This is a genomic window from Pseudomonas sp. FW305-28 (assembly GCF_017351395.1).
In the GTDB taxonomy this organism is placed as follows: domain Bacteria; phylum Pseudomonadota; class Gammaproteobacteria; order Pseudomonadales; family Pseudomonadaceae; genus Aquipseudomonas; species Aquipseudomonas fluorescens_AA.
This window is the reverse complement of the sequence record NZ_JACNDD010000123.1, coordinates 1-19,674: the sequence shown is the minus strand read 5'-3', so window position 1 is coordinate 19,674 and position 19,674 is coordinate 1. Positions and strand designations below refer to the sequence as shown.

Here is a 19,674-nt window from a genome sequence, read left to right as displayed (position 1 = left end):
AAACCTGCAAATTCGACTGTCTTTTCCCACAAGGCCACTAAACTGACTCCATTGGGTCCTAGCCAAGGGAATCGCCATGTCGCTTCGTTCGCCGTTGTATTCCCAGCGCAAGCCGCTGCTGGTCGTGGTGGCGTTGCTTGGTACAAGCTTCCTGATCATTTCATTGTTGGGCTATTACGCCGCCCATACCTCGATACGCGATCACATTCTCAAGACGCTGTATGTGAACCTGCTGGTCGGCCTGCTCGTGACGCTGGCGGTCCTGGCCATTCTTTGTCGGCTGATCAACAACTACCAGCAACGCATCGACGCCCAGGCCACCCTCGACGGCCTGACTGAATTGCCAAACCGCCGTGGCTTCGACCTGCTGGCCGTGCAAGCCCTGCACGAAGCCCAGCGCGAGCCCAGACCCTTGACGGCGCTGCTGGTGGAACTGGACGACTTCAAGCGGCTGGACACCACTCACGGTCATATCGCCACCGATCAACTGTTGACCGGGTTCGCCCGCAGCCTGACTGAGAGCCTGCGGCATTCGGACATCGTCTGTCGCTGGAGCGCCGAAGCCTTTGTCGTCCTGCTCAAGGACACCGACGGCCAGACCGGTCTGAAAATCGCGGAGAAAATTCGTCAGCACATCGAAAAGCAGCGCTATTTCTGCAGCGGTAAACAATTGTTGGTCACCGTCAGCCTCGGCCTCACCACCTTGCAGGACGAAGATACCTTGCACAGCTTGCTGTCGCGGACCGATCATGCGTTGCAACGCGCCCGGCAGACCGGGTGCAATCGAACCTGCGTGGACATGCCTCACTCCAGTTATGAATAAACCCGACCTTTGCCCGGCCTGCGGCGGCACCAATGACTGCACCCTGGCCGACCCACGAACCGCCGACCGGGCCTGCTGGTGTTATGGCGTGAGCATCGACCCGGCCGTGCTTGAAGCATTGCCGGCCGAACTGCGTGATCAGTCCTGCCTGTGCCCACGCTGCGCCCAGGTCCAGGCCCAGTTGCGCGCCAAGCCCCAGCCGATCGCGTAAGATGCCCACCCTCCGCTGCCCTGCCTGAACTGCCCATGCGCGTCGACCGTTTCCTCAGCAATCTGCCGCGATTCAATCGCCAACAAGTGCGCCTGTTGCTGGTGGAGCGCCGGGTGCGAATCGACGGCCAGACCGTCAACGATCCCCATGCCCCGGTACGTGAATTCAGTCGCGTCGAAGTCGACGACGAAGTGCTGCAAGCCGGCCGACCGGCGCGCTACTTCATGCTGCACAAGCCGCCCGGCTGCGTCAGTGCCACTCGCGATCCGCAACACCCCACTGTCCTCGACTGGCTGGACGAACCGGACAAGGACGACCTGCACATCGCCGGACGCCTGGATTTCAACACCACCGGGCTGATGCTGATCACCAATGACGGCAGCTGGTCGCGGCGCCTGACCCAACCACAGACCAAGCTGCCCAAGGTCTACTACGTCGAAACCGAACAAACCATCACCGCCGAATACGCCGACACCTTCGCCCGAGGCCTGTATTTCGCCTTCGAAGACCTCACCACCCAGCCGGCAGAACTGACGCTACTGGGGGAAAAATCGGCGCGCTTGAGCATCGTTGAAGGGCGCTACCACCAGGTCAAACGCATGTTCGGCCACTTCGACAACAAGGTGCTGCGCCTGCACCGCGAGCGCATGGGCCCACTGACGTTGGACGGCCATCTCGAGCCGGGCCAATACCGCGCCTTGAGCCCTGAGGAAGTCCAGCTCATCTGATCCCGCTACCGCTCGGCAGAAGTGTCGAACAATTTTCCGACAGGTACTTGCGCAACGGTCGCCCCCCTGCTTGAATCAAACCGTCGGCCGAAATGTGACCGATGAGTCACCACATACTTCCAAGAAACTTTTTGCCGGCGGGAACCCTCAGGTTCCGCCTTGTCCGCCCGGCAAACTGCCCGCCTATAACAACACCCGTCGACCGTCTTCCTTGGATCGACATGGGCCTTATCTTCCAGGCGTATGCCTACCTGTCACATTGCCCGTGCAATCTCATTGCGCGCATACCCGCTTGCCAGGAGTCTTATGACATGAGGCCAGAAATCGCTGTGCTGGATATACAGGGTCAGTATCGGGTTTACACGGAGTTCTATCGCGCAGACGCCGCACAAAAGACCATCATCCTGGTCAACGGCTCAATGGCCACCACTGCGTCGTTTGCACAGACCGCCAAAAACCTCTACCCGCAATTCAATGTCGTGCTGTACGACCAACCCTACGCGGGCAAGTCCAAGGCTCACAATCGCCACGAGAAAATGCTGACCAAGGAGATCGAAGGGCAGATCCTCCTGGAGCTGATCGATCACTTCGCCGCCGAGCACGTGCTGTCGTTTTCCTGGGGCGGCGCCGCCACGCTGAGTGCCCTGGCCCATCGGCCAAGGCGCATCGAAAAAGCAGTGATCAGCTCGTTCTCACCGGTGCTCAACGCGCCGATGCGCGACTACCTGGAACGCGGCGTGGATTACCTGGGCAGCCTGGACGGCGACCGTGTCGGGCACTTGGTCAACAGCACCATCGGCAAGCACTTGCCGCCGTTGTTCAAGCGCTTCAACTATCGCCACGTCAGCAGCCTGGCCGAGCATGAGTACGGGCAGATGCACTTCCACATCACCGACGTGCTCCACAGCGACCAACAGTGCTACGTCAACGCGGCCAGGAAAATCAACGTGCCGGTACTGTTCCTGAACGGCGAATGGGACGAATACACCTCGGCCGTCGACGCCAGGCTGTTCGCCAACCACGTCGAGCACAGCACCTTCAGCACGCTGCAAGCCACCGGGCACTTCCTGGACATGGAACACAAAGCCGCCTGCCGCGACAGCCGCAACGCCTTGCTGGGTTTCCTCACACCGGAACACCACGAAAGCCGACCGCGCTACAGCTACGTGCAGGGCTACCATGCACTGGCTATCTGAAACCGAGTCCTGGCGAGCAAGCCCCTTCCCCCATCAGCACAGGGGCTTGCCCGCCAACGACCGCTCTGGTTTGAGCCTTGCGTAGACGAGTAACCTCGCCGCACGTAAAGAAAAACTTCAAATCCGTGGCCACATCTGGTACAAAGTCAGCCGCTCTGAGCGGGTGTCGTATAATGGCATTACTCCAGCTTCCCAAGCTGATAACGAGGGTTCGATTCCCTTCACCCGCTCCAATCGAATTCTGGTCCCGCGTCGTATGTTTTTTGACGGGGGATTAAAAAACCGGCCCATGGGGGCCGGTTTTTTTATGGCTGATATTCGGGGAAGTGTGAGGTGATCTCCGAGCGTAGATAGATGGCTCCCCGTCTACGTCCAAAATAAATACGTCCCCATTTCCACACCCTCGATGTCATCGAGAAAGCCCCCTCTTGCAAGCCGAATACGCCTTGAGCCGGCTACCGCTCAGCATCGTCAAAAAAAGGTACTTCAGCTGATAGAGCATCAAACATGCTTAGCGACAAAAGCGACGACGACAAATACGGTCAGAGCGAACGCTGCACCGATGCTGAACGGCAACCACGTAACGCGAAATGTGGTCGGGGCCGGGCGCCTCATTTCTTCTGCCAAAGCCTCTACCTCTTGATGCAATTGCTCAATGCTTGCTTGATGACTTCGATGTGTGGACATGTCTTTTTTCTCTTCCGAGGTCGCGGGGCCCTGCTGGGTCAGTGAAACATATCTAGCAATCCTGAGCCGTGTGAGATTGACGCATTGTTGCGATCCAGCACTCAGATTTTAACCCAAACACTCGTAAAGGCGACTATGGCGGTCACTACCCCAGCCCCTACTGCGTATGGGTACCAGAAGGCTTCGTGCTTCAGCTTAGTTTCTTCGGCCGTAAGCTTGCGAGTCTCAGCCAACAACTTTCGGGTTTCGATCAATAGTTTATCGAGCTCTAAATTATCGCGGTCGTTCTGAAGCATTGATCATCCTTCCAGGGTTTAAGCCATCGCCCTAAGCGTCGCTTTCTACGCAGCCGGCAAAATCTGTCGGACGTCAATCGCAATGCCAATCGAATAGTCCGTCTACGGAGCACTATTTCCTATCCGCGCAGTTGTGGATAGCGGGCGGCTCCCCCTGAATTTGTAGGCAAACTCAGAGAGTTGCGTACGCCCCGGGAGATTTGTAGGCAGAATCCGAAAACTGCGTAGGGGGTGCGCTTACCTTACTTTTCGGCGAGTTTTTGCCTTGTCGCCCTTGTCCTTCGATGGCTACGTCTCCAGACGTCGCTGCAAATCAGCGATCGGGCTTGGGAACACGTGAGTCATGCAACCGCGCTTCACGGGAGCTAGACAATGCGTACCTCGCAGCAAAGATTCCCACCTAACGACAAAACAAAAAGCCTCGGCGTTTTTCGCAACGGGGCTTTTTGTGTCTTGGCTGCCTACTTGTGTCGTTCATTGCTCAGCCCCCGGCAAATGCCCCAACGGCAACGCTCCCGGCGTCTTCACCGTATGAATCGCAAAATTGCTCCGGATGTCACTCACCCCCGGCAACTTCAGCAGCCGCCCGGTGAGGAACCGGTCGTAGGCTCGTAGATCCGGCACCACCACTTGCAACAGGAAATCCGATTCCCCTGAGACCAGGAACGCCGAGATCACCTCCGGCAATGCCGTGACCGCCTGGCGAAACGCTTCGGCTTGTTCGTCGTTGTGTCGTTCGACCTTCACGCCGACAAAGATCGTCAGCCCGAGGCCCACTTCGTCGCGGTCCAGGATGGCTTGGTAACCGCGAATGACACCGGCGTCTTCGAGCATTCGCACGCGGCGCAGGCAGGGTGACGGGGACAAGCCGATTTCTTCGGCCAGTTGCACATTGCTCAGGCGACCATCGCGCTGCAGCGCGGCGAGGATTTTGCGGTCGAAGGCATCCAGTTTCATGTATTGGCATTTCCCAATGGAATAACACAATTGCATAGCAGGTTATGCCAATTTCCTGAGCTTTAGAAGCTGACTTCGCAACCACCTGCCCTGCCCTTCGGCCCTAGACTGGCACGACCGAATCGTCGATGAAGGGGGTGTGGCATGGCAGAGCTCTGGTTGTTCCTGATGGCCTTGATGGTGGTGTATGTGCTGCCTGGGCCGGACATGATCCTGCTGCTGCAAACCGGTGCCCGTCAGGGCAGGGGCGCGGCGCTGGCGACGGCGGTGGGCCTGGGCGTCGCCCGGGGATGTCATGTCGCGCTGGCCGCATTGGGGCTTTCGGCATTATTCAAGACTGCGCCCTGGACCTTTGACGCGGTACGCCTGGCCGGGGCTGCCTACCTGTTATGGATCGGTCTTCAATGCCTGAGGACCACATTGTTGCCGAGTTTTGAAGGAGCCGGTATCGAGGCCGGAAAGCGGCGTTGGTATCAGGCGATTCGGCGTGGGCTGCTGACCAATTTGCTCAACCCGAAGGCATTGCTGTTTTGCTCGGTGTTGTTGCCGCAGTTCATCGATCCACAGGGCGGACCGGTGCTGGAGCAGTTTGCGACCCTGGGGGTGGTATTGGTCAGCGTGGGTTTGTTGTTTGATAGCGCCTACGCGTTGGTGGGTGTCGCGCTTGGGCGCTGGCTTCAACGCTCCCCTTCGGCCCAGCGCGTACAGCAGTGGTTGTTTGGGAGTCTTTTGATTGGGTTTGCGGTGCGGCTGACGTTTGTGCAGCAGGCCTAGTGCCTGTGGATAAGCTGATCGAACGGGACCTGGAGCGAAGCGAACCGGGGGCTGCTACGCAGCCCAGCGGGAGCAAGCTCCCTCGCCAAGTGGCATCATCTGTCGCCATCACATTCCAAATGTCAGTAAATCGAACCAGGCGTCTTCTGATGTACTTCTTCACCATCGGGAATAGCGCACTAGCATGGGGTGCTAGGGGTCGAGCGGACCTTTCAGCCCCCTCAACTCCGTTCCCATTAAGCACCATTTGCAATGGTGGGATGCTCAGACTAGACTCCTCCCAAAACGGGAGGTAATGGGTGCGGATTATTGCGAGAGGTACCTTGCGGGAATTTTGGGAAAGTAATCCGGCTTATGCCGACTCTCAGATTCCACTGGTTGAATGGTATCGACACATGGAGAAAGCAACCTATCACACGCCTCAAGAGATTAAGGCAGAACTCGGAACAGCCAGCATTCTCAAAAGCAGCAGGGTTGTATTCAACATTGGCGGTAACAAATACCGAATCATTCTGGCGATCGACTATCAGCGCCAGCTCGGTTTTGTCCGGTTCGTCGGAACCCATGCCCAGTACGACCAAATTAATGCGGAGACCGTATGATGAACATCAAACCCATTCGCAGCCAAGACGACTTGAATGCAGCCTTTGCGCGCATCGAGCAACTCTGGGGTGCTGACGTCGGTTCGGCTGAAGGTGATGAGCTGGAAATCCTTGCCTTGCTAATCGAAAAATATGAGGACGAGCACTACCCAATGCCGCCTTCCGACCCAATTGAGGCCATCAAATTCCGGATGGACCAGCAAGGCTTGACCGCGCGCGACTTGGAACCGTTCCTCGGTTCGAGCGGGCGTGTATCTGAAGTGCTGAACCGCAAACGCAAACTGAGTCTGGCGATGATTAAACGCCTTCACGATGGATTGCGAATCCCTTACGAGAGCCTTTTAGCGGACGTTGCCTAATACGTGACGGCATCGACCAATCCTATCAACATCTCAAATAGAGCCGGTCCATCGTGACCGGTTTTTCATGTCCTCGTTATTAGTCATCACCACCCTCATCACATCCTGAAATAACTCACTACGCCTCCCGCAGTCCTTACCAGGCGCGGCTTCTACACTTCGGAACAACCCACTCACCCACCCGCCAGTGTCGCCCCTGGTGGTTATAGTGTTGATCATTAAATTTCAGTAGGTATAGTACCCACCAAGCACACCGCACGGAGGTGTTGTGAATAGCCGATTCTTGATAAGCCAGATCATTGCAGACGGTTGGTATCTGGTGCGGGGCAGTCATCATCACTTCAAGCACCCGACCAAACCGGGGTTGGTCACGGTTCCTCATCCGAAGAAGGATCTGCTCAAGAAAACGGCCATCAGTATTTTGCAACAGGCGCTGCTTCAGACGGCCCATTGCGCGACGTTCCCGGAGGACGATGAATATGCTTTACCCGATTGCGATTTCCATGGGCGATGACAAACACGCCTGGGGGGTTGAAGTGCCGGATATCCCAGGGTGTTTTTCCGCAGGCGACGACCTCGACGAGGCCATGGCGATGGCGCGTGAGGCCATTGAGGGATATTTTGAAATTCTGGCTGAAGACGGCTCGCCGATTCCGCCGGCCAACACCGTTACCTTGCACGCCGCCAATCCGAAATATGCCGGCTGCACCTGGGCACTGGTTGACATTGATGTGACCAAATATCTGGGAAAGGCGCAGAAACTCAACATCACGTTGCCTGGCTATTTGCTGAATCGCATTGATGAATATGTATTGCACCATCCTGAAGAGAAGAGCCGCTCCGGCTTCCTGGCTTCGGCAGCGCTGAAGGTGTTGCAACAAGGCCGGTGAGAAGCCACCACCACCTGTGGGAGCGAGCTTGCTCGCGATAGCGCCCTGTCAGCCAACATGGATGCTGCTGATCTGACGCCATCGCGAGCAAGCTCGCTCCCACAGGACTCAGCCAGACGGCTATTTTTTCTCCGCCCCCGACTCTTGCATCTGCACCGAAGACTTGGTGCCGTCGGTGTTGTCCTTGGTCTCGTTATCCGAGTTGTCGAAACAGCCTTGCAGGGCGAACAAGCAGCAGGCAAGGCAAAAAGTGCGGGCGAGATTCATGATGTACTCCAATGCCGAGGGCTTTGAGCAGTGACCTGCGAGAGCGGCAATGGTTGCGACGGTCATCGTGCCGGACGATGAACGTCGAGGGATGCTGGCGACTGAAATGTAAGTAGAATTTTCACCGCCTCGTTGCTGTCACACCAGACAGGTGCATCCAATAAGGAAACACGGCAATGGCGTTCGCAAAAATCGCTCAAAAACTGGCCCTCTGGGCGGGGAGCCCCAAGACATTCCTGGGGGCCATCGTGTTGTTGGCACTGTGGGCAGCCAGCGGACCTTTCTTCGGTTTCAACGACACCTGGCAATTGATCATCAACACCTCGACCACCATCATCACCTTCCTCATGGTGTTCCTGATCCAGAATACGCAGAACCGCGACACGGACATCCTGCATCTCAAGGTCGACGAATTGTTGCGGGCGACCAAGGATGCACAGAACGCAATGCTCGGCCTCGAGTCGCTGGACCTCAAGCAACTGGAAGCGCTGAGAAAGCACTACCAGGACATGGGCAAAGACGAGGCCAAGAGCCTTGACGGCTTGGAACAAAAAAACAAGATCGACCTGAACCAGTGCTGATGCCTGTGCACGCGTGTTGTCAGGCCTTTTTTCGGCGGGCAAAATCAACCGGGACGCTGGCGCCCCGGTCCTGAATGTCAAAGCAGATCCGGCAGATCAACGGCTGGCCTGCAGCGCCCTGGCCATTTCGAGATGGGTCTGCAACTTGGGCAGGGTTTCGTCGGCGAAGGCCTTGATCTCTGGTACTTCGGTGGTCTGGGCCTGCTGCTGGATTTGCGCGATGGCCTCCTCGGTAGCCTTGACCTGGCTGGCGGCATACGCGGCTTCGAACGACTCGCCTTCCGTGACCTGTGGCATCAACGCCTTGGCCTTGTCGGCCACTTCCTCCCGGGGGGCGACAGGCAAGTCGAGCTTCTTGGCGATCTTCGCCAGATGTTGATTGGCGGTGGTGCGGTCGTTGATCACCATAATGGTGTAGTCCTTGACCTCCCTGGATTCGGCTTTTGCGTGGGCCATGCGACTTGTCTCGATGTCGGCCATGCCCTTGGCAGAAGCATCGTCGATGAATTCGGCAGGCGATTGGGCCCAGGCACTGTTGGCACCCAGGCCCATCAGCACGACGAGACTGGTGGTGCGAAAAAAGCTGGCCATACGGCTCATGGTCGCGCCCTCCTCTGATAAAAGTTCTGGTGGGTTATCCACCGTTGAATCAGAACCAGCCATGAATATTCAGCGAGACGTCCGACCCGGCTTTCGACGGGCTTCTATCGACGGTCGTGATGGTGGTTCTCCCATCTTTGCGACCTGCTTCAGACACCTTCGTTCGATCATGAGCAATGTTTGTCGGATAAACATTGCTTGAACCAGGCATGGTTCAGCCCTCCTTACTCGTGAATACCGGGCACGCAGGCCCCGTCTTGTATTCGAATGGGATACGCGCTGAAGGTTTGAGAAAGGTGCTGGCGCCACGACGAACGGTGACGCACTATCAAATACCAAACGCCCGGTGATTGTGGCGTTTGGCGGCGTACATCGCCTCGTCGGCGTGGCGGAACAGCGCGATATCTTCAGTGCCATGGTCGGGGAAGCAGGCCACGCCGATGCTCGGCTCGATGCTCAGGCAGTGCCCGTCCAGGCGCAGCGGCTGGACCAGTGCATGGTGGATTTTTTCCTGCACGCTGCGGGCATCCTCCAAGGCCTGGATGCTGTGCAGCAGGACCACGAACTCGTCTCCGCCGATGCGCGCCACGGTGTCGGTGTCGCGGATACAGCCCTTGATACGATTGGCCACCGCCTGTAACAGCATGTCGCCCACTCCGTGGCCATAGGTGTCGTTGACCTGTTTGAAACGGTCCAGGTCGATATACAGCAAAGCCATGCGCCCGGATGCGGCGCGGGCGGTCGCCAGTGCGCACTTGAAACGTTCACGGAGCAATTCGCGGTTGGGCACCTGGGTCAACTGATCGTATTGAGCCATGTGCTGCAACCGGGCGTGCAACTGCTTGCGCTCGATGGCAATGGTGATCTGTGCGCAGACGTATTGCAGCAGTTCCTTGTCCTGTTCGGTGTAGCGCTCGTTGTCCGGCGCACTCTTGACGATCAATGCGCCAATCGTGCCGTTCTGCGAATTCAGCGGCACGCCCAGCCAACACGGCGCGTCCGGCTGCGCCACCAGGTCGTCGAACCCCGCTGGCAACGAGCTGCCACCGGGCGTCAGCAGGATCGGCTGGCCGCTGCGAATCACCTCGGCGCACAAACGCCCGGTGACCGTGCCCGGCAACTCAGGCTGGCCTTCCCGATCATCGACGTGATAGGGGAAGTTCAGCTGCGAACATTGTTCGTCATACAGCGCCACCGAGAAATTCAGCGCCGGCAGCCACTCACCGATAATCAGATGGACGCGCTTGAACAGCGCCAGCAAGTCAGCCGCAGCATGGGCCGCCTCGGAAATCGCATACAACGCCGCCTGCCGGGACTCGGCCTGCTTGCGTTCAGTGATGTCCCGGGCCACGGCAATGCGCAGTTGGTCCACCGGCGACCAGCGCGCCGACCACAGGATGTGTACCACCCGCCCGTCCTTGCGCAGGTAGCGATTCTCGAAATTGAGCTTGGGCTCGCCCTCCATGATCTCCCGCGCCGCCTCGAGGGTCCGCTGGCGGTCGGCAGGGTGCACCAGATCGATCATCGGCTGGCCGATCAGCTCCTGCGGGGTGTAGCCGAAAATGCGCTCGCAGGCGGCACTGACAAACACGAAACGCCCTTGACCGTCGACGGCACACACGGCGTCCAGCAGAAGGTCGATGTAGCTGGCCAGCGGCGCGGAACTTGAAGTGTCCATGGGGCTGGAGGTCATCCGGATAATGCAACGGTGAGCGAAGCGGGCGATGGTCGGTTCGTGACGCTGTACAACCAGCGAGACCGACGCGTCCAATACCGATGAGGATAGCGCAGGCGATCAGACTTAAGGGGATGAAACGCTTGGCAGGCGCTGCCACTCAACTCGACACAGCCCATTACGGCTCCGTAAAAAACACCATGCCGGCATACGGAGCCTGTCGACAGGCCTTCAGCCGCGACGCCAGGTCGCCCACATGGGCTTCCAGCTTGTGCCCGTCCGGGTCGAGAAAGTAGAACGAATCACCCTCGCTGCGGTTGTCTCGCCACGACGACACCTGGGCCGCGTGCAGCCGCGCCACCAGCACGGGAAAATGCTCGGCGCTGATGCTGAATGCGTAATGGGTGTAGTCCGCGGTCGGCTCGGGCCTGCGCAATGGGTCGAGAGACAGGCATAACCACAAACCCGGCAGCGATAAATACGCCCCGCTGTTCCACCTGGCCTCAAGACGCAGCTGCAAGAGCTCGCCATAAAAAACCACACTGCGATCCAGGTCGGTGACCGCAAGGGTCAGATGATTGAGGCCTGAGAGCATCAGCAAGCAACCTTCAGAAAAGCGTGATCACCCAGCGGGCCTGGGGCAAATCCGTGGTGTTCCCAAGCTCCGACAGTGCCGATGGATTCCCCGGCCAGGGTCCTAGGCAAAGTCCTACGTGGAAATCCCCAGTGACACTCAAACATGCCGGAAACAGCCGATTCAAAGCCCTGCACAACAATCTGTAAAGTCTGGAAACACACCACTCTCGCAACACCCACGGACAGCACCATCAACCAAGGAATGTAATCGCGCCATGGACCAGACTGCTCAACCACCTCATTACTTCACCAACTACCGCAAGCTCATTTCCCTCGCTGACCAGGATTGGCAGGGCACCGAGGCCGGAAAAATCTCAGGGCTGAATGTCGAGGTCAAGACCCCCAACGTGCTGGTTGACCAATACGGTCGGACCTTTCATCACTTCTGTACCACGTCCTACCTGGGCCTGGACTATCACCCCGCGCTGCTGGACGGCGCCATGACCGCCCTGTGGGAAACCGGGACCCTGCGGGTCGCCAACTCAAGGAATCGCTGCAAGCTGGCGATCCTGGACCAGTACGAAAGCCAACTGTCGGAGCTGTTCGGCGCCAGTTGCCTCAGTGCCCTGTCTTGCAGTGCGGCAAGCGCCGGGATCCTGCCGTTGCTGGCCAGCGGCGCATTCACCGACCATCGCGCGCCCGTTATGGTGTTCGACAAACAGGCCCATTATTCGATGAACCACAGCAAGGCTGCCTGCGCCGATGAAACCCAGGTCATCACCTGCCCGCACAACGACATGGACTTCATCGAAGACGTGTGCAAACGCCAGCGCGACGTGGCGTATGTGGCCGACGGCGCCTACAGCATGGGCGGGATGGCGGACCTGGACAGCCTGATGTATCTCAAGCAGCGCTATGGCTTGTTTCTTTACCTGGACGACTCCCACGCCCTGTCTGCCGTCGGGGAATCCGGCGCCGGCCTGGTCCGTTCGCGCATCCCGGCAGTGGACGAGCGCACCCTGATCGTCGCCTCGCTGGCCAAGTCATTCGGTGCCAGCGGCGGGCTGGTCATGTTTGGCTGTGAACGGTACAAGGCGCTGGTGCAGCGCTACGGTGGGCCGAGCAATTGGTCCCAGAGCCTGAACGCGGCGGCCATCGGTGCCGGCATGGCGTCGATCCGCCTGCACCGCAGCCGCGAATTCAGTGCCTTGCAGGAGCGTTTGCAGGCTAATATCCGCCTCTTCGACAGCCTCGTGCGCACCGGACAGCGCGGCACACCCATGGCGATCCGTATGGTGCCTTGCGGTGAAGCGGCCCTGGCCAACAGCCTGGCGGTCGAACTGGCCGAACGGGGGTATTTCACCTCGGCGGTATTTTTTCCCGTGGTGCCGCAAGGCAAGGCTGCCATCCGCATTACCCTGCGCGCCGACATGGAGCCGGACGTGATTCGCTCGTTTTGTGAAACGATCACCGAACTGCTGCTGACCCACGGGCGTGACCTCCGCCCTTGAGACAGGACGCTCGATGAAGAACCGTACAACCCTGATCCTTACCTGCACCACCGTTTTCCTGGCACAACTGGGCATGAGCATCTACTTGCCGGCCCTGCCCGCTATCGCCCGGGACCTGGGTGCCGATGCGTCCCAGGTTTCCTGGGGCCTGTCGGTATACCTGATCGGCATGGCGCTGCCCATGTTGCTGTGGGGCAGCCTGAGCCAGCGCTTGGGGCGCAAACCGGTCTTGCTGGCAGCACTGGGGTTGTATGGCCTGGGCAACCTGGCCCTGCCGCTGGGCACAAGCGTGGAGGCGTTCCTGACGTTCAGGTTGATTCAGGGCATCGGTGCCAGCGGTATTTCGGTGATGGCGCGGGTCTTGATTCGCGACAGTTTCAGCGGCGACCTGCTGGCCAAGGCCCTGTCCTGGATATCGATCGCCTTTGTGATTGCCCTCGGTATCGGCCAATACCTGGGCTCGCTGATCCAGGCCGCTTTCGGCTGGGAGGCGATTTTCCAGGGGTTGGGCGCCGTCAGCCTGGCCATGGCAGCGGCGGTGTCCCGGGCCAGGTTCCCGATGTTGGTGCACGCCAGCAATGGGCAATCGGCGTGGGGGATCTACGGGCAGATAGTCCGGCAACGCGCGTTCCTGTTGCCGGCCTTGGCCGGTGGGCTGGGTTACGGCGTGATCGTCGCTTTCAATACCGCCGCGCCGCTGATCCTGCAGGAAAGCTTCCACTGGTCAGCCATCGAATACGGCCTGCTGGGCTGGCCGATCAGTGCGGCGTACCTGCTCGGGGCGCTGGCGGTGAACGCGTTTGTGCTGCGCACCGGTCAACGGCGAATGATGGGCTGGGGCATCGTACTGGTGCTGGGCGGCAGCATGACCATGCTGGCAGGCAGCCTCACCCTGAGCAGCATCGCGCTGCTCTTCTGGCTGCCGTATTGCTTCGCGGTGTTTGGTCAATCGTTGATCTACCCCATCAGCCTGTCCCTGGCCAACGAAGGCTCACCGGTGGCCGGCGCTTATGCCATGGCGTTGAGCGGGTTCCTGCATCAACTGATGGCCTCGGTGATCGGCGCCACGGCCAGCCTGTTGTTGAGCCAACAGGCTTGGCCATTGGCGGCGTTGTGCGCGCTGCTGGGGGCGGCGGCGATGCTCTGTGTGAGGTTCGTGCCGCCCCGGGTCGCTTAGAACGCGCTGCGGAAAATCTCTTCGATCTGCCGCTGGTCCGCCGCCCGTGGGTTGGTCAGGCCGCACGCGTCTTTCAAGGCGTTGGCGGCCAGCAACGGCACGTCGTTGAGGCGCACGCCCAAGTCACGCAAACCGGCCGGAATGTCCACGTCATGGGCCAGGCTGCGGATCGTCGCAATAGCTTCCCGGGCCCCCTCTTCCGGGCTGAAGCCACGTGTATCGGCGCCCATGGCATGGGCCACGTCGCTCAGGCGAGCGGCGCACACCGAGGCGTTGAAGCTCTGTACATGGGGCAACAACACCGCGTTGCACACGCCATGAGGCAAGTCGTAAAAACCACCCAGTTGATGGGCCATGGCGTGCACAAACCCCAACGACGCATTGTTGAACGCCATCCCCGCGAGAAACTGCGCGTAGGCCATGTTTTCCCGCGCCACCAGATCGTTGCCGTCGCGCACGGCCAGGCGCAGGTTGTCGCTGATCAGGGTCATGGCCTTCAGGGCGCAGGCATCGGTAATCGGATTGGCGGCAGTGGACACATAAGCCTCGATCGCGTGGGTCAGCGCATCCATGCCGGTGGCAGCCGTCAGGCCCTTGGGCATCGCCACCATCAGCGCCGGGTCGTTCACCGACATCAGCGGGGTCACGTTGCGATCGACAATGGCCATTTTCACGTGGCGTGTCTCGTCGGTGATGATGCAAAAGCGGGTCATTTCGCTGGCGGTGCCGGCCGTGGTGTTGATGGCGATCAGCGGCAATTGCGGCTTGCTCGAACGGTCGACGCCTTCATAGTCACTGATCTGCCCGCCGTTGGTGGCACACAACGCGATGCCCTTGGCGCAATCGTGGGGGGAACCGCCGCCCAGGGACACCACGAAATCGCACCGGTTCTCCATCAACAAACCCAGGCCGAGCTCGACATTGGCAATGCTCGGGTTGGGCTTGGCACCGTCGAAAATCACCGAATCGATGTCCTGCAACGCCAGCAGTTCGGCCACCTTGCTGGCGACGCCGGCCTTGGCCAGCCCCACGTCGGTGACGATCAGCGCCTTGCGAAAGCCGTAGTTGCGGATGGCGGTCATCGCTTCATCCAGGCAACCCAGCCCCATGATGTTCACGGCGGGAATGAAAAAAGTACTGCTCATGGGGTCACACTCCTGGTAGAGGCCGGATCGGCGGGACCTACAGAATGACCCAGTAGTCACGACGTATCTTGATCTGGCTCAAGACTGGGGCGTGATAAAGTCGCGGCCTGCCTTTGCCACGTTTTGAGATGATCCTTGCGATGACCGATTTCCAGGAATACGACACCCGGCTCGAAGACTGGGAGGCCGTGCGCGCCGATACCGCCTTCAGCGGCCTGCTGGTGGGCAATGGGGCCAGCCGCGCGGTGTGGGACGATTTCGGCTATGACTCGCTGTTCGAAAACGCCCGCACCGTCGAGGAGAAACCCTTGAGCCCGTCGGAACTGAGCGTGTTCGACGCGATGCAGACGCGCAGTTTCGAACAGGTGCTCGGGGCGCTGAAAACCACCAGTCGGGTCAACAAGGCCCTGGCCGTCAGTTCCGCCGCCCCGCGTAACCGCTATTACGCGATCAAGGAAGCGCTGATCAACACCGTGCACGCGGTGCACATCCCGTGGCGGCTGGTGCAACCGTCGACCCTGGCGACGCTCAACCAGGAGCTGAGCCGCTACCGCACGGTGTTCACCACCAACTACGACCTGCTCAACTACTGGGCGATCCAGCATGGGGCCGAGACCATCAGCGACCTGTTCTTCGGCGATGATCACAGTTTCGACCTGAGCCAGGTGACCACGGACAAACCGCGCTTGCTGTACCTGCACGGTGGCCTGCACCTGGTACGCAACCAGGACGGCACGGCGCGCAAGCTCACGTCCACCGAAGGCACCTTGCTGGGCAGTTTCGCCATCAACAACACGATCAAGACCCTCGACGACGTGCCGCTGTTCGTCAATGAAGGCTCCAGCGCGGACAAGCTCAAGACCATCCGCAGCAGCGATTACCTGTCGTTCTGCTACGACCAGTTGCTGCGCCATGGCGACAACCTGTGCCTGTTCGGCCATGCCCTGGGCGAGCAGGACCGGCACATTGTCCATGCCCTGCGCCTGGCCGCACCGAAAACCGTGGCGATTTCGATCTACCCGCGCAGCCAGGCGTTCATCCAGCATCAGAAACGGCATTACGCCAAGGTCTTCCATGGGCTGGAGGTGCAATTGCGCTTCTTCGATGCCAAGAGCCATCCACTGGGCGATCCGAAGCTGTCGGTGCCGGTGGAGGTTTAAAGGCAGGGTAAAAAACGTGTAGCGAGGGGATCTATTTGTGGGAGCAAAGCTTGCTCGTGATGAACAATGGCTCGCTTAGCCTGCACAACCGCAGCGCCTGGATCGCGAGCAAGCGTTGCTCCCACACATGATTCCCCTCCACAGGCCAGGCGCCCTTATTGCTGTCCCGTCAGAGCGCAGCCACGGTCTTGTCCTTGATGACCGTCGTCGGTCCGTTGGCCTTGACGCTGGCGATGCCTTTGTCCCGGGCGGCGTCCGATGAATACGCCTCACTGCTGCCAATCACTTCATGGTTACCGGCCTTGAGGTTGAAGTACGGATGGCCGTCCTTGGTGTTCTTGAGTTCATAGCGCTCGGCCAACGGGCTGTTTTTCTGCACCGCAGCAATGCCGCCGTCGACGCCGCTGCGGGTGGTGTACAGCTCGCTGGTCAAGATGGTCTCGGCGTTGGCCGCCTTGAGTACAAACCGAAACTGGCCACTGCTGCTTTTGCTGATTTCGTACCATCCGGACATGATTGTTCTCCAGGCAATGAGGGCATGTCCCGAGAGTAAAGACCCGCTGCGCTTGCCTTGCCAGTGCGTTACTACAAAGTGATAGCCGTGCCCAGCAGGGTCAGGAACCCCGCCAGCCAGCTCGGGTGCGCAGGCCAGGCCGGTGCAGTCGCCAGGTTGCCTTGAACATGGCCTTGGGTCACGGGAATGTCGATATAGGTCCCGCCCGCCAGGCGTACTTCCGGGGCACACGCCGGGTAGGCGCTGCATTCGCGCCCTTCCAGAATGCCCGCCGCCGCCAGTAATTGCGCGCCGTGGCACACCGCGGCAATCGGCTTACCCGCCAGGTCGAAATCGCGCACCAGTTGCAGGACCGCTTCGTCCAGGCGCAGGTATTCCGGCGCGCGACCGCCCGGCACCAATAACGCGTCGTAGTCGGCGGCTTCGACACCGGCGAAATCATGATTGAGGGCAAACAGGTGCCCCGGTTTTTCGCTGTAGGTCTGGTCGCCTTCAAAGTCGTGGATCGCCGTGCGCACGGTCTGCCCGGCCGTTTTGTCCGGACACACTGCGTGCACAGTGTGGCCGACCATCTGCAACGCCTGGAACGGCACCATGACTTCATAATCTTCGACGTAATCGCCGACCAGCATCAGGATTTTCTTGGCGGCCATGGGTTGGGCTCCTTTGGAAATGCGTGAGGGGTGAACGCATTAAAGGTAGTCCGGTAAGTCGGCGGATGAGCGATAACCCGTCATTACCTGACGGACTGCACAAAAATGAAGTGGCAGGACAGTCTGTGGGAGCGAGCTTGCTCGCGATTCAGGCGATGGGGTCTTCAGGCACACCGCGTCATCGTTCCATCGCGAGCAAGCTCGCTCCCACTGGGGCCTCAGTGCTCGAGATAACCATCCGCCCGCAGCAGCGTTTCCAGGCAATGCTCGGTGATGTGGTAGAAGGCCTTGAGTGCTTCGATCTTTGCCAGCAACTCGGTGGGATCCACAGGTTCGGCGCGTTTGACGGCCAGGATCATCTTGTTCTTGTTGGTGTGGTCCAGGGAGATGAACTCGAAGACCTTGGTCTCGTAGCCGCAGGCTTCCAGGAACAGCGCCCGTAAACTGTCGGTGACCATTTCCGCCTGCTGGCCCAGGTGCAGACCGTATTGCAGCATCGGCTTGAGCAAGGCCGGGCTCTGGATCTGCAGGCGGATCTGCTTGTGGCAGCACGGCGAGCACATGATGATCGAGGCACCCGAGCGAATGCCCATGTGGATCGCGTAGTCGGTGGCGATGTCGCAGGCATGCAAGGCAATCATCACATCCACCGCGCTCGGCGCCACGCTGCGCACGTCACCGTGCTGGAAACTCAGGCCCGGGTGCTCCAGCCGCGCGGCGGCTTCGTTGCACAGCTTGACCATGTCTTCACGCAGCTCGACACCGGTCACCACGCCTTCGGCCTGCAAGGTGTTGCGCAGGTAATCGTGGATGGCGAAGGTCAGGTAGCCCTTGCCCGAACCGAAATCCGAGACCCGCACCGGTTGGTCCAGGGCCAGTGGCGAAGATGTCAGCGCGTGGCTGAAGACCTCGATGAACTTGTTGATCTGCTTCCACTTGCGCGACATCGCCGGAATCAGCTCGTGCTTGTGGTTGGTCACGCCCAGGTCGGCCAAAAATGGCCGGTTCAGGTCGAGGAAGCGGTTCTTCTCGCGGTTGTGCTCGGCAGACGGCACTTCTCGCAGTTGCTGGGGCTTGCTCTTGAACAGCGAGCTTTTGCCCTTTTTGCTGTACTCCAACTGCGCCTCGTCAGTGACCGCCAGCAAATGCGCGTTCTTGAACGACGCTGGCAACAGCGCGGCGATAGTGTCCACGCCTTCGGCCAGGGGGAGATTCTTGGTGATGTCGCGAGTCTTGTAGCGGTAGACGAAGGACAGGCACGGCTGGTCCTTGACCGTCAGCTGCTTGATGATCAGCCGCTGGAGGTCCACCTCATCCCCGACGTACTTGGCCAGCACCAGTTTGATGAAAGCGTTTTGTTCAAGGCTGGTGTGCAGCAGTTCGATGAACTGGGCGTGGTGATCCGGCGCGGGACGGGCTGGAGTTGCGGTGGCGGACATGGACAAGCGGCCTCGGGGCGGGCGGATCGGGAATGCCGGTATTTTAGGGGGGATGGGCAGCGAGGGCACGGAAAAGTTGGTGTGGCGAGCAGTAGCCTCTGTGGGAGCAAGGCTTGCCCGCGATGAATACGCCGCGACTCGGCAGGCAAAACCGAGTCATCGTTCATCGCGAGCAAGCTTTGCTCCCACAGGCTTGTGCCGACAGGAAACTTTCAGCCCAGCACCACCAACCGATTCGGCAGCTCATTGCGCTCATGAGTCACCGGCACATGTTCCTTGAGCAATTCGCCGCAGGCTTGGATACACGTCACGAACCCCTGCAAGGTCTGCCCCTGGCGCACCTGCTGGGTGAACGTTGCGACGATGGCGTCCCAGCATGTGTTGTCCAGGTGTCTGGAAATGCCTTCATCGACGAGGATTTCCACATACCGCTCGGCCTCGCAGACAAAGATCAGCACGCCCGTGCTGCCCACGGTGTGGTGCAGGTTTTGCTCGAGAAATTGCCGGCGTGCCAGGTTGGAGGCCCGCCAGTGACGCACGGAACGGGGGATCAGGTGAGTGGTGATCCTTGGGATGCGAAACACCAGGCACAACACGATGAAACTGACCCACTGCACCAGCAACAGGCTGTGCAGGGCCAACCAACCGGTGAGGTAATGGACCGCGCCGGGCACCACCAGCGCCAGCAGGCTCGCCCATAGCAGCGGGATGTAAGCGTAGTCGTCGGCGCGGGCGGCCAGCACCGTGACCAGTTCGGCGTCGGTATGCTGCTCGACCCGGGCGATGGCCTCGGCGACCTTGCGTTGTTCGTGTTCAGTCAGTAATGCCATGGTTAAAAGTGCCTGCTCATTAT

Annotated in this window: 22 protein-coding genes, 1 tRNA gene and 2 pseudogenes; 14 read left to right on the top strand and 11 right to left on the bottom strand. The window is 59.6% G+C overall.

Going from position 1 to position 19,674, the window contains the following annotated elements:
- Positions 1-205: 205 nt before the first annotated feature.
- From J4E53_RS23355 to J4E53_RS23335, 5 genes and pseudogenes are all read left to right on the top strand, one after another.
- Positions 206-823: pseudogene (locus J4E53_RS23355) on the top strand (GGDEF domain-containing protein); the annotation flags it as partial.
- Entirely contained in the window at positions 816-1,034 is a 219-nt protein-coding gene (locus J4E53_RS23350) for a cysteine-rich CWC family protein (protein WP_060738783.1), read from the top strand. The pseudogene J4E53_RS23355 and the gene J4E53_RS23350, both read left to right, overlap by 8 nt.
- Before the next feature lie 35 nt (positions 1,035-1,069).
- Positions 1,070-1,762: a pseudouridine synthase gene (locus J4E53_RS23345; protein WP_060738784.1), complete on the top strand. Its 693-nt coding sequence runs from the start codon at positions 1,070-1,072 to the stop codon at positions 1,760-1,762.
- Positions 1,763-2,073: 311 nt separating this feature from the next.
- Positions 2,074-2,958: an alpha/beta fold hydrolase gene (locus J4E53_RS23340; protein ID WP_103310310.1), complete on the top strand. Its 885-nt coding sequence runs from the start codon at positions 2,074-2,076 to the stop codon at positions 2,956-2,958.
- Positions 2,959-3,117: 159 nt separating this feature from the next.
- Positions 3,118-3,191 (top strand) — tRNA-Gly (locus tag J4E53_RS23335).
- Between the two features lie 555 nt (positions 3,192-3,746).
- On the opposite strand, the gene J4E53_RS23330 is transcribed toward J4E53_RS23335, so the two are convergent.
- Together J4E53_RS23330 and J4E53_RS23325 are read right to left on the bottom strand one after the other, a co-directional pair.
- Positions 3,747-3,941, bottom strand: coding sequence for a hypothetical protein (locus J4E53_RS23330; RefSeq protein ID WP_025212339.1), 195 nt, complete (start codon positions 3,939-3,941; stop codon positions 3,747-3,749).
- 474 nt (positions 3,942-4,415) lie between these two features.
- Complete coding sequence (locus J4E53_RS23325; protein ID WP_060743072.1) at positions 4,416-4,898, bottom strand: Lrp/AsnC family transcriptional regulator; 483 nt, start codon at positions 4,896-4,898, stop codon at positions 4,416-4,418.
- A gap of 144 nt (positions 4,899-5,042) precedes the next feature.
- On the opposite strand from J4E53_RS23325, the gene J4E53_RS23320 reads away from it, so the two are divergent.
- The 5 genes and pseudogenes from J4E53_RS23320 to J4E53_RS23300 all read left to right on the top strand — a co-directional run bounded on the left by J4E53_RS23320 (position 5,043) and on the right by J4E53_RS23300 (position 7,523).
- Positions 5,043-5,672 carry a LysE family translocator gene (locus J4E53_RS23320; RefSeq protein WP_103310312.1) on the top strand — a complete coding sequence of 210 codons (630 nt, stop codon included), beginning with the start codon at positions 5,043-5,045 and terminating at the stop codon, positions 5,670-5,672.
- A 299-nt stretch (positions 5,673-5,971) separates the two neighbouring features.
- On the top strand, positions 5,972-6,274 hold the full coding sequence (locus J4E53_RS23315; RefSeq protein WP_092332753.1) for a type II toxin-antitoxin system HigB family toxin: 303 nt from the start codon (positions 5,972-5,974) through the stop codon (positions 6,272-6,274).
- On the top strand, positions 6,274-6,633 hold the full coding sequence (locus J4E53_RS23310) for a type II toxin-antitoxin system HigA family antitoxin (protein ID WP_092204408.1): 360 nt from the start codon (positions 6,274-6,276) through the stop codon (positions 6,631-6,633). The genes J4E53_RS23315 and J4E53_RS23310 overlap by 1 nt, the downstream gene beginning before the upstream one ends.
- A gap of 268 nt (positions 6,634-6,901) precedes the next feature.
- Positions 6,902-7,075 (top strand): annotated as a pseudogene (locus tag J4E53_RS23305) (type II toxin-antitoxin system HicA family toxin); the annotation flags it as partial.
- A 37-nt stretch (positions 7,076-7,112) separates the two neighbouring features.
- Positions 7,113-7,523 carry a type II toxin-antitoxin system HicB family antitoxin gene (locus tag J4E53_RS23300; protein ID WP_103310315.1) on the top strand — a complete coding sequence of 137 codons (411 nt, stop codon included), beginning with the start codon at positions 7,113-7,115 and terminating at the stop codon, positions 7,521-7,523.
- A gap of 120 nt (positions 7,524-7,643) precedes the next feature.
- Here J4E53_RS23300 and J4E53_RS23295 read toward each other — a convergent pair whose 3' ends face one another.
- Positions 7,644-7,790 (bottom strand): hypothetical protein, encoded by a 147-nt coding sequence (locus tag J4E53_RS23295; RefSeq protein ID WP_170866878.1) that lies wholly within the window; start codon positions 7,788-7,790, stop codon positions 7,644-7,646.
- A gap of 176 nt (positions 7,791-7,966) precedes the next feature.
- On the opposite strand from J4E53_RS23295, the gene J4E53_RS23290 reads away from it, so the two are divergent.
- The gene (locus tag J4E53_RS23290; RefSeq protein WP_060738790.1) at positions 7,967-8,371 is read left to right on the top strand and encodes a low affinity iron permease family protein; all 405 of its coding nucleotides are present in this window, start codon (positions 7,967-7,969) and stop codon (positions 8,369-8,371) included.
- 96 nt (positions 8,372-8,467) lie between these two features.
- Here J4E53_RS23290 and J4E53_RS23285 read toward each other — a convergent pair whose 3' ends face one another.
- The 3 genes from J4E53_RS23285 to fos all read right to left on the bottom strand — a co-directional run bounded on the left by J4E53_RS23285 (position 8,468) and on the right by fos (position 11,241).
- Positions 8,468-8,971 carry a DUF4142 domain-containing protein gene (locus J4E53_RS23285; protein ID WP_060738791.1) on the bottom strand — a complete coding sequence of 168 codons (504 nt, stop codon included), beginning with the start codon at positions 8,969-8,971 and terminating at the stop codon, positions 8,468-8,470.
- 328 nt (positions 8,972-9,299) lie between these two features.
- A complete protein-coding gene (locus J4E53_RS23280) occupies positions 9,300-10,649 on the bottom strand; it encodes a GGDEF domain-containing protein (RefSeq protein WP_103310318.1) in 1,350 nt (449 codons plus the stop codon).
- Between the two features lie 175 nt (positions 10,650-10,824).
- Positions 10,825-11,241: a fosfomycin resistance glutathione transferase gene (fos, locus tag J4E53_RS23275; protein WP_103310319.1), complete on the bottom strand. Its 417-nt coding sequence runs from the start codon at positions 11,239-11,241 to the stop codon at positions 10,825-10,827.
- Between the two features lie 256 nt (positions 11,242-11,497).
- On the opposite strand from fos, the gene J4E53_RS23270 reads away from it, so the two are divergent.
- Complete coding sequence (locus J4E53_RS23270; RefSeq protein ID WP_103310321.1) at positions 11,498-12,733, top strand: aminotransferase class I/II-fold pyridoxal phosphate-dependent enzyme; 1,236 nt, start codon at positions 11,498-11,500, stop codon at positions 12,731-12,733.
- A 13-nt stretch (positions 12,734-12,746) separates the two neighbouring features.
- Positions 12,747-13,910 carry an MFS transporter gene (locus J4E53_RS23265; protein WP_103310323.1) on the top strand — a complete coding sequence of 388 codons (1,164 nt, stop codon included), beginning with the start codon at positions 12,747-12,749 and terminating at the stop codon, positions 13,908-13,910.
- Here J4E53_RS23265 and yiaY read toward each other — a convergent pair.
- Positions 13,907-15,055, bottom strand: coding sequence for an L-threonine dehydrogenase (yiaY, locus tag J4E53_RS23260; protein WP_060738795.1), 1,149 nt, complete (start codon positions 15,053-15,055; stop codon positions 13,907-13,909). The genes J4E53_RS23265 and yiaY overlap by 4 nt on opposite strands.
- 140 nt (positions 15,056-15,195) lie before the next feature.
- Here yiaY and J4E53_RS23255 point away from each other — a divergent pair, with 140 nt between their 5' ends.
- Positions 15,196-16,215: a DUF4917 family protein gene (locus J4E53_RS23255; RefSeq protein WP_103310325.1), complete on the top strand. Its 1,020-nt coding sequence runs from the start codon at positions 15,196-15,198 to the stop codon at positions 16,213-16,215.
- 169 nt (positions 16,216-16,384) lie between these two features.
- On the opposite strand, the gene J4E53_RS23250 is transcribed toward J4E53_RS23255, so the two are convergent.
- The 4 genes from J4E53_RS23250 to J4E53_RS23235 all read right to left on the bottom strand — a co-directional run bounded on the left by J4E53_RS23250 (position 16,385) and on the right by J4E53_RS23235 (position 19,651).
- On the bottom strand, positions 16,385-16,729 hold the full coding sequence (locus J4E53_RS23250) for a YegP family protein (RefSeq protein ID WP_092172614.1): 345 nt from the start codon (positions 16,727-16,729) through the stop codon (positions 16,385-16,387).
- A gap of 71 nt (positions 16,730-16,800) precedes the next feature.
- A complete protein-coding gene (locus J4E53_RS23245; protein ID WP_103310326.1) occupies positions 16,801-17,382 on the bottom strand; it encodes a DJ-1/PfpI family protein in 582 nt (193 codons plus the stop codon).
- 218 nt (positions 17,383-17,600) lie between these two features.
- Complete coding sequence (locus J4E53_RS23240; RefSeq protein WP_103310328.1) at positions 17,601-18,821, bottom strand: SAM-dependent methyltransferase; 1,221 nt, start codon at positions 18,819-18,821, stop codon at positions 17,601-17,603.
- A 212-nt stretch (positions 18,822-19,033) separates the two neighbouring features.
- Positions 19,034-19,651: a TPM domain-containing protein gene (locus J4E53_RS23235; protein WP_060738800.1), complete on the bottom strand. Its 618-nt coding sequence runs from the start codon at positions 19,649-19,651 to the stop codon at positions 19,034-19,036.
- Positions 19,652-19,674 lie beyond the last annotated feature (23 nt).